This window comes from Mesorhizobium sp. Mes31 (assembly GCF_024519675.1).
Taxonomy (GTDB): Bacteria; Pseudomonadota; Alphaproteobacteria; order Rhizobiales; family Rhizobiaceae; genus Mesorhizobium.
The window spans coordinates 77,974-89,517 of sequence record NZ_JALJRL010000016.1 but is presented as its reverse complement, the minus strand read 5'-3'; the positions used below and the strand labels follow the sequence as shown (position 1 = coordinate 89,517).

At 63.8% G+C, this 11,544-nt stretch carries 15 protein-coding genes; 6 read left to right on the top strand and 9 right to left on the bottom strand.

Features of this window, described 5'->3' with window-relative positions:
* Nucleotides 1-321: 321 nt before the first annotated feature.
* Nucleotides 322-507: a hypothetical protein gene (locus NR193_RS24355; RefSeq protein WP_256753297.1), complete on the bottom strand. Its 186-nt coding sequence runs from the start codon at nt 505-507 to the stop codon at nt 322-324.
* A gap of 310 nt (nt 508-817) precedes the next feature.
* Between NR193_RS24355 and NR193_RS24350 the strand changes: the two genes are divergently transcribed.
* The 4 genes from NR193_RS24350 (at nt 818) to NR193_RS24335 (ending at nt 4,103) form a co-directional block, all read left to right on the top strand.
* A complete protein-coding gene (locus NR193_RS24350; protein ID WP_091575879.1) occupies nt 818-1,186 on the top strand; it encodes a septal ring lytic transglycosylase RlpA family protein in 369 nt (122 codons plus the stop codon).
* 231 nt (nt 1,187-1,417) lie between these two features.
* Nucleotides 1,418-2,695, top strand: a complete 1,278-nt coding sequence (locus tag NR193_RS24345; RefSeq protein WP_256753296.1) for a polyhydroxyalkanoate depolymerase — start codon at nt 1,418-1,420, stop codon at nt 2,693-2,695.
* Between the two features lie 289 nt (nt 2,696-2,984).
* Entirely contained in the window at nt 2,985-3,602 is a 618-nt protein-coding gene (locus NR193_RS24340) for a transglutaminase-like cysteine peptidase (protein WP_256753295.1), read from the top strand.
* Nucleotides 3,603-3,848: 246 nt separating this feature from the next.
* Nucleotides 3,849-4,103 (top strand): hypothetical protein, encoded by a 255-nt coding sequence (locus NR193_RS24335; protein WP_256753294.1) that lies wholly within the window; start codon nt 3,849-3,851, stop codon nt 4,101-4,103.
* 92 nt (nt 4,104-4,195) lie between these two features.
* On the opposite strand, the gene NR193_RS24330 is transcribed toward NR193_RS24335, so the two are convergent.
* The 4 genes from NR193_RS24330 to NR193_RS24315 form a co-directional block, all read right to left on the bottom strand.
* Entirely contained in the window at nt 4,196-4,564 is a 369-nt protein-coding gene (locus tag NR193_RS24330; RefSeq protein WP_256753293.1) for a helix-turn-helix domain-containing protein, read from the bottom strand.
* Nucleotides 4,561-5,106: a Smr/MutS family protein gene (locus NR193_RS24325; protein WP_256753292.1), complete on the bottom strand. Its 546-nt coding sequence runs from the start codon at nt 5,104-5,106 to the stop codon at nt 4,561-4,563. The genes NR193_RS24330 and NR193_RS24325 overlap by 4 nt, the downstream gene beginning before the upstream one ends.
* Nucleotides 5,103-6,209, bottom strand: a complete 1,107-nt coding sequence (locus NR193_RS24320; RefSeq protein ID WP_256753291.1) for a murein transglycosylase A — start codon at nt 6,207-6,209, stop codon at nt 5,103-5,105. Before NR193_RS24320 ends, NR193_RS24325 begins: the two co-directional genes overlap by 4 nt.
* A gap of 124 nt (nt 6,210-6,333) precedes the next feature.
* Nucleotides 6,334-7,041 carry a Tim44/TimA family putative adaptor protein gene (locus NR193_RS24315; RefSeq protein WP_256753290.1) on the bottom strand — a complete coding sequence of 236 codons (708 nt, stop codon included), beginning with the start codon at nt 7,039-7,041 and terminating at the stop codon, nt 6,334-6,336.
* Nucleotides 7,042-7,255: 214 nt separating this feature from the next.
* Here NR193_RS24315 and NR193_RS24310 point away from each other — a divergent pair, with 214 nt between their 5' ends.
* Nucleotides 7,256-7,756: an FxsA family protein gene (locus NR193_RS24310; RefSeq protein ID WP_256753289.1), complete on the top strand. Its 501-nt coding sequence runs from the start codon at nt 7,256-7,258 to the stop codon at nt 7,754-7,756.
* A 125-nt stretch (nt 7,757-7,881) separates the two neighbouring features.
* Nucleotides 7,882-8,382, top strand: coding sequence for a protein-export chaperone SecB (gene secB / locus NR193_RS24305; RefSeq protein WP_256753288.1), 501 nt, complete (start codon nt 7,882-7,884; stop codon nt 8,380-8,382).
* A 91-nt stretch (nt 8,383-8,473) separates the two neighbouring features.
* On the opposite strand, the gene dnaQ is transcribed toward secB, so the two are convergent.
* The 4 genes from dnaQ to NR193_RS24285 form a co-directional block, all read right to left on the bottom strand.
* Nucleotides 8,474-9,178, bottom strand: coding sequence for a DNA polymerase III subunit epsilon (dnaQ, locus tag NR193_RS24300; protein ID WP_256753287.1), 705 nt, complete (start codon nt 9,176-9,178; stop codon nt 8,474-8,476).
* 154 nt (nt 9,179-9,332) lie between these two features.
* Nucleotides 9,333-9,926 (bottom strand): dephospho-CoA kinase, encoded by a 594-nt coding sequence (gene coaE / locus NR193_RS24295; RefSeq protein WP_256753286.1) that lies wholly within the window; start codon nt 9,924-9,926, stop codon nt 9,333-9,335.
* Nucleotides 9,923-10,765 (bottom strand): shikimate dehydrogenase, encoded by an 843-nt coding sequence (locus tag NR193_RS24290; RefSeq protein WP_256753285.1) that lies wholly within the window; start codon nt 10,763-10,765, stop codon nt 9,923-9,925. Before NR193_RS24290 ends, coaE begins: the two co-directional genes overlap by 4 nt.
* Nucleotides 10,758-11,357, bottom strand: coding sequence for a Maf-like protein (locus NR193_RS24285; protein ID WP_256753284.1), 600 nt, complete (start codon nt 11,355-11,357; stop codon nt 10,758-10,760). Before NR193_RS24285 ends, NR193_RS24290 begins: the two co-directional genes overlap by 8 nt.
* Between the last annotated feature and the right edge of the window lie 187 nt (nt 11,358-11,544).

Sequence of the window (11,544 nt, the reverse complement as noted above, 5' to 3'; positions counted from 1 at the left end):
GAAGACAGCGATGCGTCAATACAATAGATAAATATGCGCTCTGCATAATATATGCGTGCTGGCCAAAATAAATATCCGCTTTCAGCGCAAATAAATCAAGATCGAACAGCTCGAAGCGACCCCATCTGGCGGGAGCATAACTCGCTTCGTGCAACACATGGGTCGCCAAGTTGCTGGCTAATGGTGACCTGCAAGATCCTGCCAAGGATGTTCGCCGTCTACTTGGCGGTTCTCCGCGCCGGTTCGCACGTTCAAACCGGCATCCAGTCCAGATACGTTTCCTTGGGAATGCTCGCCGTGGGCGGGACTGTATTCGACGTGTCAGTTGCGCGAACGGTTCGCCCACGCCAGCCCGGCCAGGCCGACCAGCATGGTCACGATGCCGACATAGAGCCATTGCGACTGGCCGGTCATGAAGCTCCCGCCGATAACGCCGATGCCTTGCAGCGACCACAGCGCGCCGATGGCAAGCACGATCAAGGCCAGCAGATTTTTGGTCAGTCTCACTGTCCGATATCCCTTCCCAAGTCGATCCGTTGCGGTGTGATTGCCACGATGAAAGAGCCAAAGGAAGCCGCTCGATCGCGTCGGCTTCTACTTGGATATCAGCGCTCGATCTTGTCAAACAAATCTCGGATATCGGCACGAAGATCATGATGAATTGATCATCGTGCACCGGAATATCACTGACAGACTGTTACCCAGTGACTCCAAACGTGTGCCTTCGCCACGGAACCGCCAGATGCTTGCCGCATTTCCCGCCTTATTCGCTACCTAACGGCTGGGGTCTGTCAAAAAACGGAGTCACCCCCCAAATATGAAGAACACAAAACAGACCGCGCTTGTCGCGGTAACGATCGCTGCTGGCCTGATGGTCGGCGCCTCCGCCTCGTCGGCAACCGCCGCCGCCGGCCAGTGCGGCCGCGCTTCGTGGTATGCCCTGCATTCCAGGACCGCATCGGGCGAGCGCATGAACCCTTCGGCCTTGACCGCCGCCCACCGCACCCTGCCTTTCGGCACCAAGCTTCGTGTGACCAACCAGAACAACGGCCGCAGCGTCATCGTGCGCATCAACGATCGCGGCCCGTTCATCAAGGGGCGCGTGCTCGACCTGTCGAAGGGTGCCGCCGGCCAACTCGGCTTCATCGGCTCCGGCCACACCGCCGTCTGCATGGCGCGCGTCTGATGTCCCGTGTGTCCGGCGCGAAGGTCGGACACATTTCTTACACACTTCGCAACGCACATTGAGCCGGCTGCGCCGTTCGAGGCGGTTTTTCAACGCTTTGGACGAAAGAACCATTGGTCACGCGACGTGACGTATTGCATCGCAGCAATTAGTTGTTAACCTCGCCGCGAGATATCTAAGGCTCGGCGCTGCTCGTCGTCCCTTCGGTCGCAGGCAGCAGCGGGGTTCTCGATGTTCTACCAGCTCTATGAAATGAACCACGCTGCCATGCAGCCCGCGCGCCTCTACGCCGACGCGGTGCGGATGTTCTACTCCAATCCGCTCAATCCGGTTTCCCATACGGCCTGGGGCCGTTCGATCGCGGCGACCGCCGAATTGTTCGAGCGCACGACGCGCCGCTACGGCAAGCCGACGTTCGGCCTCGACAAGACGGTGATCGACTGGAAGACCGTCGAGGTCTCCGAAAAGACCGTCTGGTCGCGGTCGTTCTGCAATCTCGTCCGCTTCGAACGCGCACTGCCCACCGGGCGCCGGCCGGATCCGAAGCTGCTGATCGTGGCGCCGATGTCGGGCCACTACGCGACGCTGCTGCGCGGCACGGCCGAGGCGATGCTGCCCCATGCCGACGTGTATATCACCGACTGGGTCGATGCCCGCATGGTGCCGCTGGCGGACGGCAGCTTCGATCTCGACGACTATATCGACTACATCATCGACATGCTGCACACGCTGGGGCCCGACACGCATGTGATGGCCGTGTGCCAGCCTTCCGTGCCGGTGCTTGCCGCCGTTGCGCTGATGGAAACGCGCGGCGACCCCTTTGTTCCCTCGACGATGACCTTGATGGGCGGACCGATCGACACCCGCCGCAACCCAACCGCGGTGAACCTTCTGGCCGAGGAAAAGGGCATCGACTGGTTCCGCGACAACGTCATCATGAGCGCGCCCTGGCCGGTGCCGGGTTTCGGCCGCGAGGTCTATCCGGGCTTCCTGCAGCTTTCCGGCTTCATGAGCATGAACCTCGACCGCCACATCATCGCTCACAAGGACTTCTTCATGCACCTGGTGAAGCATGATGGCGACAATGCCGAGAAGCACCGCGATTTCTATGACGAATACCTGGCGGTGATGGATCTGACGGCGGAGTTCTACCTGCAGACCGTCGACACCGTCTTCGTGCGCCATGCCTTGCCGAAGGGCGAGATGACGCATCGCGGCACCAGGATCGACCCGTCGGCGATCCGCAATGTCGCCCTGTTCACGGTCGAGGGTGAGAACGACGACATTTCCGGCCTTGGCCAGACAAAGGCGGCACATGATTTGTGCCCCAATATCCCCGCCGACAGGCACGCCCACTACATGCAGCCGGCGGTCGGCCACTACGGCGTGTTCAACGGCTCGCGCTTCCGCTCCGAAATCGTGCCGCGCATCGTCGACTTCATCACCAGCTATGGCCGACAGAACCGCGTTGCGGTGAAACCGAAGCTGGTCCGCACCGCCAAAAAATAATGCCCACCGGCCTGAGCCAGGGGTGCGCGGCGGTTCGGGACAGAGGCTGCGTAGTACAAAAGGCTTAAACCGCGTCGACTGACGCGGTTCCAAAGCGACGCGTTTTAAGTACGACAGCGATAATCCGCGCCAATTGGCCGCCAGAATGAGGGTGGCGGCCGAATCTGTTGCACAATAGACGCTGTCCTGCCCCTCGGGTAACCATGCTGCCAATCCGCCCGTCGTCGTAATTGACACGGACTGTCAATCGCCCTTAACCTTTCGTTAATAACAGAGGGCGACGGGGACAATGATTTCCTCACCAATGGCACGAAGGCTGCGCCTGTGCGTGGTAGCCGGGCTGGTAGCAACGGGAAGCTGGGTGGCACCGGCTTTGGCGGCTGATGCAATGGCGACCGGGGGGCTGACCTCGCAGCCGATTGGCCACTATGATTTCTGCAGGCTCAATCCGGGTGAATGCTCGATCCGACCGACCAACCTCGCGCCCACCCCGATGACCGACGGGCTGATGCGCAAGCTGATCAGCGTCACCGCCAAGGTCAACGCCGCCGTCAAGCCGATGAGCGACATGGAAATCTACGGCAAGGACGAGGTCTGGGCCTATCCCGACAAGGGCGTCGGCGACTGCGAAGACTATGTGCTGGAAAAGCGGCGCGAGCTTTCGCGCATGAGCATCTCGCTTGCCGATCTGCTGATCACCGTGGTGCGCAAGCCCGACGGCGAAGGCCACGCGGTGCTGACGGTGCGCACCGACAAGGGCGACTACGTGCTCGACAATCTGACCGACAAGGTCAGGCCGTGGGACCAGACCGGTTATCGCTTCCTCAAGCGGCAGGCGATCGACAACACCGGTCGCTGGGTCTCGATCCGGGGCGGCCAGCAGGTGCTGGTCGGCTCGGTCCAGTAAGCACAGGCGCGACGTATTAGAAGGTAGATACCGGAACTCGGGGGCTGCCCCTCATTGTCCTGCCGGACATTTCTCCCGTTTAGTGACGGAGAGAAAGACGCTCTCATCGATGATTTCGCCAATTGTCGCCGTCGCAAGATGGGCGCTGCGCGCCTTCCAACAATTTCGCGCCTCTCCATGAACCATTTCCGTTCGCCCCGCGACACACAGCCGTGGACGACAGAAACCCAACCATGGAGACTTCAGATGACTGCTTTTCTGCGAAATGCCCTCCTCGCCGCCGCCGCCGTGTCGGCCCTGACCGGATCCGCTCTGGCCGACCAGACCGTCACGAGCTGCGCCAAGACCACGCTCAACGATCTGTGGAGTGGCCGCTGCTGCGGCGCAGCCGGTGCATCGGACTGCCTCGGCGGTGGAAACGGTGGCCGCGACCATCACGACAATGGCGGCCCCAGCACCAACGGCGGCGGAAACAATGGCGGCACGGCCGGCAAGCTGTGATCTCATCGCGGCTGACCGCCGGCGGGCTCTTCAGGTGAAGTGAACGCTGGCGCCGGCAGGCGAACGCGCGCCGTCTGGAACAAATCGCCGGGTTACGGCCGCCGGCCCAGCGCCGCGCGGATCGACGCGGTGATGCGGCGAAGTTCGGCCTCGTCGAGCTTTTCGATGTTCTCGGCCAAAAGATTGGCAAGCTCGGTGGCGGCGGGATTTAAGCCCGACGTGTCGAGCTTCACGCGCGGGTGCGAGGCCTCGGCCAGCCGCGCCAGTTCCTCGGCCTCATCCCAGATGATGTTGAAATAGCCGATGATCTTCTGGATCAGCGTCCAGGTCGGCGCACCGCGCCGGCCATGTTCCAGCGCCGACAGATAGGCGGCGCTGACGCCGATCGCCGCCGCCATGTCCTTCTGGTTGACACCACGTTCGCTGCGCAGCGCGCGCAGCTTCTCGCCGAAAGGGGTCATGACCGCAGCCGCCGCAGGCGGACATAGAGCGCGCCCGAGCCGCCATGGTTGCGCGCGGCATGGTCATGGCTGGAGACCAGCGGCCGGAAGGCGGGCGTCGATAGCCAGGCCGGGACCGCGCGCCGCAGCACCCCGTCGCCGCCCGAGGACGAGCCCTTGCCGGTGATGACCAAGACATAGCGGATGCCGCCGGCATGCGCGCGGTGCAGGAACGAAAACAGCAGCGAATAGGCTTCGTCCTGGGTCAGGCCGTGCAGATCGACGCGGCCCTCGATCGGCAGCCGGCCTTTCGACAGCTTGTCCAGCGTCGGCTCGTCGAGCACGTGCGCGACATGTTGTGCCTTCGGCTTCGCCGCGCCAGCTGGAGCGCCGGCGAGCGGCGCTGGTTGCGAGGGCGTGGGCCTGGACTCGGCGCCGGTGTCGGGAATGTCGACGGCTGTCCTGCCCTTCAGCGGCTTGGCCGTGCGCGCCACCAGGTTCCACAGAACCCGGTCATCCTCGCTTAGCTTGGCCTGGCTCGGCCTGTCTGGGCGCCGGGTCATCGATTCGACCCCGAAACGAGCGCGCGCGGCACCAGCGCGTGAAAGTCCGCCGCATTGCGCACCACGCCGGCGATCTCGCCGGCCGCGTCGCCCGAACCGGCGAACAGGTCGCCGCGCGCCGGCCCGGTGATGGCCGAGCCGGTGTCCTGCGCGATCATCAGGCGCCGGAACGGTTTACCGTCGAAAGCGGTCAGCGACGGAGCGTCGATATGGAACGGCGTACCGAATGTGTGCAGCAGGCGGTCGACGGCGATGGAGCGGCCCGGCGTCAGCGGCACCTTGGCGGCGGCGATCGGACCGAGGGTCGGATCGGCGACCTCAGCCTCGCGGAAGAAGATATATGAGCGGTTCTGCCAAAGGATTTCATCGACGCGGCCGGGATGCGCCTTGAACCAGGCGCGGATCGACTGCATCGTCACCTTTTCGAGCGGGATCGCGCCAATCTCGCTCAGGATCTTGCCGGGCCCGGTGAAGCGCTGGCCGGATTTGGCCGCGTAGGTGACGCGGCGAAGCCGGCCGTCGGTCATGTTCAGCCGCGCCGCCCCTTGCACGTGAATGAAGAAAGCATCGACCTTGTCGGCCAGCCAGGCGATCTCCAGCCCCTTGCCCGCGAGCGCGCCGCGCTCGATCTCGCCCCGGTCGGGATATTCGACCGGCCCGTCCGGCGTCTGGCGCGCAAAAGCGAGATAGGGGTCCATTCCGTGCGGCCGGTTGGCGTCGTCGATATCGACGAGATCGGCCGGACGCGACAGCAGCGGCACGCAAAAGTGCAGGGTTTGCACCGGCGACGCCTCGATTTCGGGCTCGTAGAAGCCGGTGACGAGACCGGCGCCGCCGTTCTCTGCGCGGACCTGCACGGGCAGGAAGTGGCGCTCGAAGAAGGCGCGGGCCAGCGACCGATTCGCCGGCGAAACAGTGCGGGCCTCGGTGTAGGCGTCAGCGAAGGCGTTGAAGTCGACACCGAGCGAACCGGTACGATAGGGTTTGGTCAGGACATGAAAGGCGGAGCGGCGGAAGGCCGCGAAGGCGGCCAGATGGTCGTCGTCGCCCCAGCCGGGGAGATCCTCGAACGATTTTCCGACAAGGAGAGGCGATAGCGACACCGGAGCCCGCCTTCGACTAAAGCGCGTCGTGCTTGAAGAGGGTCATGCGACGCGCTTCGGATCCTGGGTTTGATGCATCTCGTTGTCCCAAAACCGCTTCGCACTTTTGGGCGTGCATCGGGGCTCAGTCTTCTTCCTCAGTGGCGACCAACTTCCAGTTCGGATCGCGCGAGCGCGTGTCGCGGGCGAAGGTCCAGACATCCTTGACCTCGGCGACGGTTTCGGGGTCGCCATCGATGACGGCGCCGGCCTTGTCGCGGGTCGCCGAGATCAGCTCGCTGATGATGCGCAGCGTGACATGCGCCTCGCCACCCTTCATCTCGGCCGAGACGATGTCGGCCTTGTCGATGCCGACGAAGGAGGACTGGATCTTTTCCGACTTGGCCTCGCGTTCGCCGATGGCGGCGACAAAGCCGTCATAGACCTCGCGCGACAGCAGGTTCTTCAGCGTCTTGCGATCGCCGTCGGCATAGGCCATGACGATCATCTCATAGGCCATCTTGGCGCCGTCGACGAAACCCTTCGGATCGAAGGACGGATCGTTGTCCTTGATCGTGCGCAGGCCCTTGTTGAGATCGCTGTCGGGCTTGGCGAAGGCGTCGATCGCCGCATAGGTGTCGGCCGCCGGCTCGCCCGGCAACCGCTTGCGCGGCAACGAAACGACATTTTCGGATTTCTGAGCGGCATCCTTGTCGCCGCCGCGGGCCGCGGTATAGGGGTCGAAGGGCGGCCGTTCACTGCCGGTACGACGGCCCAGCACATTGCGCAGCTGGAAAAAGATGACCACCGCCGCAATCAGGAAGAAAATCGTGCCGAAGTCGAAGAATCCCATATCTTCCGCCAATCAATCCCTGCCTTTTGGCCGGACCGTCCAGCCAAGGAGCCGCGGTCGCATAGCGTTCAACATTCAAAGCATATAGAACGCAAGGCTCAATCATTCAAATCAAAGGCAGGCATACCTATCTAACAGGCCCAGTGCCAGCGGCGATTGGTCGCCAGCGGCCAAAACATCGAAACGGCCAGACGATCGGAAGGGTTGGCAAGACTTGCGTATTTCATTCCTTCCTCTTTTTCTCCTCGCGCTTCCGCTTCTGGAAATCGCCGGCTTCGTGGTTGTCGGTCGCGAGATCGGCGCGCTGGCGACAGTCGGGCTGGTGCTGGCGTCTGGCATCGCCGGCGCGATGCTGCTCAGGCACCAGGGTTTAGGCGTCATGACGCGAATCCGCGCCGAGATGGATGCTGGCCGCGATCCCAGCCGCCAGCTTGCGCATGGCGCCATGATCGTGGTCGCGTCGATCCTTTTGATCATCCCCGGTTTCATCACGGACATTATCGGCCTGCTGCTGTTCCTGCCGCCGGTGCGCGACCTTGCCTGGCGCAGGTTCAAAGGCCGCATCGTCGTGGCGACCAGTTTCACCACCGGAGGCTTTGGCGGCCGGCCGCGCGACAGGGTCATCGATCTCGACGACGGCGATTATTCGCGCGAGGACGATTTGAAGCGCGGTCCCGACCACAACTCGCCCTGGCGGCGCCTGAAGGACGATTGAGGCAGCAGCCTTCTCGGGCCGCCACAAGCAAGGCGGCAAACCTTGTCTTGTCATGCCGGCCATGGTAGCGAACGCCCGATTTCAATTCGGTCAGCGATGCTGCCCAGGCAAAAGGACAACGGCTCATGGCCAGCAAAGATGACGCGCCGGTCGGCGCAGCCAATGGAAACGGCAACGCGGCGCAGCCGTCGCTCAACGTTCTGGCCCAGTATGTGAAGGATCTTTCCTTCGAAAGCCCCGGCGCGCCGAATTCGCTGCGTGGCCGCGACAAGGCGCCCGGCATCGCCATCAACGTCAACGTCAACGCCAATCCGCTCTCCGACAAGCAGTTCGACGTCAACCTGACGCTGAACGCCAAGGCTTCCTTCGACCAGGAAGTGCTGTTCAATGTCGAGCTGGTCTATGGCGGCGTGTTCGCGGTCAGCGGCTTCCCGCAGGAACACATGCTGCCGATCCTGTTCATCGAATGCCCGCGCCTGCTGTTCCCGTTCGCCAGGCAGATCATTGCCGAGGCGACGCGCAATGGCGGCTTCCCGCCGCTGATGCTCGACCCGATCGATTTCGCGCAGATGTTCCAGCAGAAGCTGGCCGAGGACCAGGCCGCCACCAAGGTCAAGGTGAGCTGATCCTGCCTTTCAGAATTCACGAAAGACCCGGCCTTGCGCCGGGTTTTTTGTTTTGAGATCTCGGCGGGCGTGAAGGATCGCTGCGGGGGAATCAGCCAGCCGCAACCTTCAGCCAAAGTGCCTTTTCGCCCAGCGCTGCGACCATGCCGGCGTGGGCGTCGCGCTCGGCGTCGGTCAGGCGGGGTGGCAATGGCGCCGGGCGTTGGCTTATCGTGATTTCGATCTGGCGGACATTCTCCCTGCCCTGGGCGGGCGCGGTTGCGCTGTCGAGGACGAGCGCCGCCTGCTTGCCGCCGATCAGCTCGATATAGACCTCGGCCAGCAGTTCGGAATCGAGCAAGGCGCCATGCTTGGTGCGCCTCGTGTTGTCGATGCCGTAGCGCCGGCAGAGCGCGTCGAGCGAATTGGGGCCCATCGGATGCTTGCGGCGCGCCAGTGCCAGCGTGTCGACGACAAGACCGGGATCGACATTGGGGTGACCGAGCCTGCCGAATTCGACATTGAGGAAGCCGATGTCGAAGGTGGCGTTGTGGGCGACCAGCTTGGCGCCGTCGGTGAAGGCCAGCCACTCCTCGGCGATGTCGGCAAAAGTCGGCTTGCCCTGAAGATCCGCCGCGCTGATGCCGTGCACCGCCTGCGCCTCGGCGTGGATCGCACGCCCTTGAGGGTTGATATAATGGTGGAACGTCCTGCCGGTCGGGAAACGATTGACCAGCTCGACGCCGCCCAACTCGATCACGCGGTCGTCGCGCGAATCGAGGCCGGTGGTTTCCGTGTCGAAGATGATCTCGCGCATCGAATCAGTCGCTCCAAAGAAGCAGAATCGTGAGACCGGAACAAAATGGCAATGCAAAACAACGAGGGCCAGGGCAATCACTACAGGTTTGCGCTGCCCCGAGGTCAACAGTTGGCCGATCAGCATTGCCTAGAGCGGCGGCCTGCCGACAGTGTCAGTGGCCTGGCTTGCCCATCAGTTCCCCAACGATGGTTTCGACCGCCGCACGCGCAGCCTCAAGACCCTGGCCAGTGTCGATGATGAAATCGGCCTGTCGGCGCTTGTCCGCATCGGGCACCTGCTTGGCCAGGATCGACGCCAGTTTTTCTTCGCTCATGCCCGGCCGCGCCAGCACGCGTTCGCGCTGGACTTCAGGCGAGGCAGTGACGACGACGACCTTGTCGACTCGGCCGCGGCCGCCGGTTTCGAACAGCAACGGGATGTCGAGGACCGCCAGGGGTGCGCCGGCGGCGCGATGCCTGGCCAGAAAGGCATCGGCATCGGCACGCACCAGCGGATGGATGATGGCCTCGAGCCGCTTCAGCGCGGCGGCGTCGCCGAGCACCCGCCGGGCCAGCTCCGTGCGGTCGACCACACCGGAAACGGTGGTGCCGGGAAAGGCGGCCTCGACCAGAGGCGCGGCCTTGCCGGCATAGAGGCGGTGCACCGCCTCGTCGGAATCGTGGACCGGCACGCCGGCCTCGGCGAACATCTTCGCCGTCGTCGACTTGCCCATGCCGATCGAGCCGGTGAGACCAAGCACGATCATGCCTTCGGCACCAGGTCGGCGACGATGATCGCGCGGAGCTCAGCCGTAACCTGGGGCCTGATGCCGAACCAGCGCTCGAAGCCGGGCACGGCCTGATGGAGCAGCATGCCGAGACCGTCGACCGTCCTGAGGCCCCGCGCTCGGGCCGCGGCAAGCAGCGGCGTTTCCAGCGGCACGTAGACAATGTCGGTGACGATCGCCTGGTCGGGCAGTCTGGACGGATCGGCGGACAGGCCTTCATTGCCATACATGCCGAGCGCCGTGGCGTTGATCAGCAGGCCGGCGCCCGTCAGGAGTTCGTTCGTCGCTTCCGGGCCATGGGCGGTAACACCGGCGCCGAAGCGATCGCACAATTCTCGTGCCCTTGCGAGCGTCCGGTTGACGATCCGGATATCGCCAACGCCACGCTGCTTCAGCGCATGGATGATCGCGCGCGACGCGCCGCCGGCGCCAAGCACCACGGCTGGACCGTTGGTCGCCCAACCCGGTGCGTGGTCATCCAGGTTGGCGGCGAAGCCGTGGGCGTCGGTGTTGCCGCCCCACAAGATACTGTCCTCGAACCAAAGCGTGTTGACGGCGCCTATCTGCTCGGCGGCGTCATCACGGCGGGCGACCTGCGCGAAGGCGGCCTCCTTGTGGGGAATGGTGACATTGCCGCCTCGATAGCCATTTTTCCAAAGCGTCGCCAGGAATTCGGGAAAATCCTGCGGCGCCACGTCGATCGCCTCATAGCTGCCGTCGATGCCGTGTTTCGCCAACCAATGGCCGTGGATCTTCGGCGAGCGCGAATGCTTGATCGGGTGGCCGGTGACGAAGGCCTTTTTCGTCGCGTCAGCCATCGATCGCCCCCAGCGTGCGCAGTTCGGCCAGCAGCGGCAACAGCGGCAGGCCGACAATGGTGAAATGGTCGCCTTCGATCTTGTCGAACAGCTGGATGCCTTCGCCCTCGACCTGGTAGGCGCCGACGCTGGACAGCGCCTTGGAACCGACGCGGGCCAGATGGCGGCCGATGAAAGCCGGGTCGAGCTTGCGCATGGTCAGGCTGGCGATGCCGACATTCCGCCACAGCACCGCGCCGTCACGGACCAGCACGGCGGCGCTGTTCAACTGATGGGTCTTGCCCGACAGCGCCAGCAGGTGACGGCGCGCCCCTTCCATGTCGGCCGGCTTGTGGAACACTTCGTCGCCGAGCGACAGCGTCTGGTCGCAGCCGAGCACCAGCGCGCCAGGCTTGCGCGCGCTCACTTCGGTAGCCTTGGCCTCGGCCAGCACCAGGGCGACGTCCTCGGGAGAGACGCCGCTGCCCTGCAAGGGCGCCTCGAGCGCGCGCTCGTCGACTTCAGCCGGAACCGCCTCGACGTCGACGCCGGCATTGACCAGCATCGCCTTGCGGAACGGGCTGCCCGAAGCGAGGATGATTTTCTCTGTCATTTTGCACTCGGGCGCGGGACATAGGCGCGGTTGGGATATGAGCTTCAATTTGCAACGTGGGCGCCGCCCCTCATTGTCCTGCCGGACATTTCTCCCCGTATAGAGACGGGGAGAAAAGGCAGCTTCGGCGCAGGAGCTCCTCCCAGCCACGGTCGCGATTGGCGAAACCATCGATGACAGGGCCCCT

Excerpts from the sequence above, each read along its gene's own strand:
- NR193_RS24350 (WP_091575879.1), top strand. The coding sequence starts at position 818 with ATGAAGAACACAAAACAGACCGCGCTTGTCGCGGTAACGATCGCTGCT.
- NR193_RS24345 (WP_256753296.1), top strand. The coding sequence starts at position 1,418 with ATGTTCTACCAGCTCTATGAAATGAACCACGCTGCCATGCAGCCCGCG.
- NR193_RS24340 (WP_256753295.1), top strand. The coding sequence starts at position 2,985 with ATGATTTCCTCACCAATGGCACGAAGGCTGCGCCTGTGCGTGGTAGCC.
- NR193_RS24335 (WP_256753294.1), top strand. The coding sequence starts at position 3,849 with ATGACTGCTTTTCTGCGAAATGCCCTCCTCGCCGCCGCCGCCGTGTCG.
- NR193_RS24330 (WP_256753293.1), bottom strand. The coding sequence starts at position 4,564 with ATGACCCCTTTCGGCGAGAAGCTGCGCGCGCTGCGCAGCGAACGTGGT.
- NR193_RS24325 (WP_256753292.1), bottom strand. The coding sequence starts at position 5,106 with ATGACCCGGCGCCCAGACAGGCCGAGCCAGGCCAAGCTAAGCGAGGAT.
- NR193_RS24315 (WP_256753290.1), bottom strand. The coding sequence starts at position 7,041 with ATGGGATTCTTCGACTTCGGCACGATTTTCTTCCTGATTGCGGCGGTG.
- secB (WP_256753288.1), top strand. The coding sequence starts at position 7,882 with ATGGCCAGCAAAGATGACGCGCCGGTCGGCGCAGCCAATGGAAACGGC.
- dnaQ (WP_256753287.1), bottom strand. The coding sequence starts at position 9,178 with ATGCGCGAGATCATCTTCGACACGGAAACCACCGGCCTCGATTCGCGC.
- coaE (WP_256753286.1), bottom strand. The coding sequence starts at position 9,926 with ATGATCGTGCTTGGTCTCACCGGCTCGATCGGCATGGGCAAGTCGACG.
- NR193_RS24290 (WP_256753285.1), bottom strand. The coding sequence starts at position 10,765 with ATGGCTGACGCGACGAAAAAGGCCTTCGTCACCGGCCACCCGATCAAG.
- NR193_RS24285 (WP_256753284.1), bottom strand. The coding sequence starts at position 11,357 with ATGACAGAGAAAATCATCCTCGCTTCGGGCAGCCCGTTCCGCAAGGCG.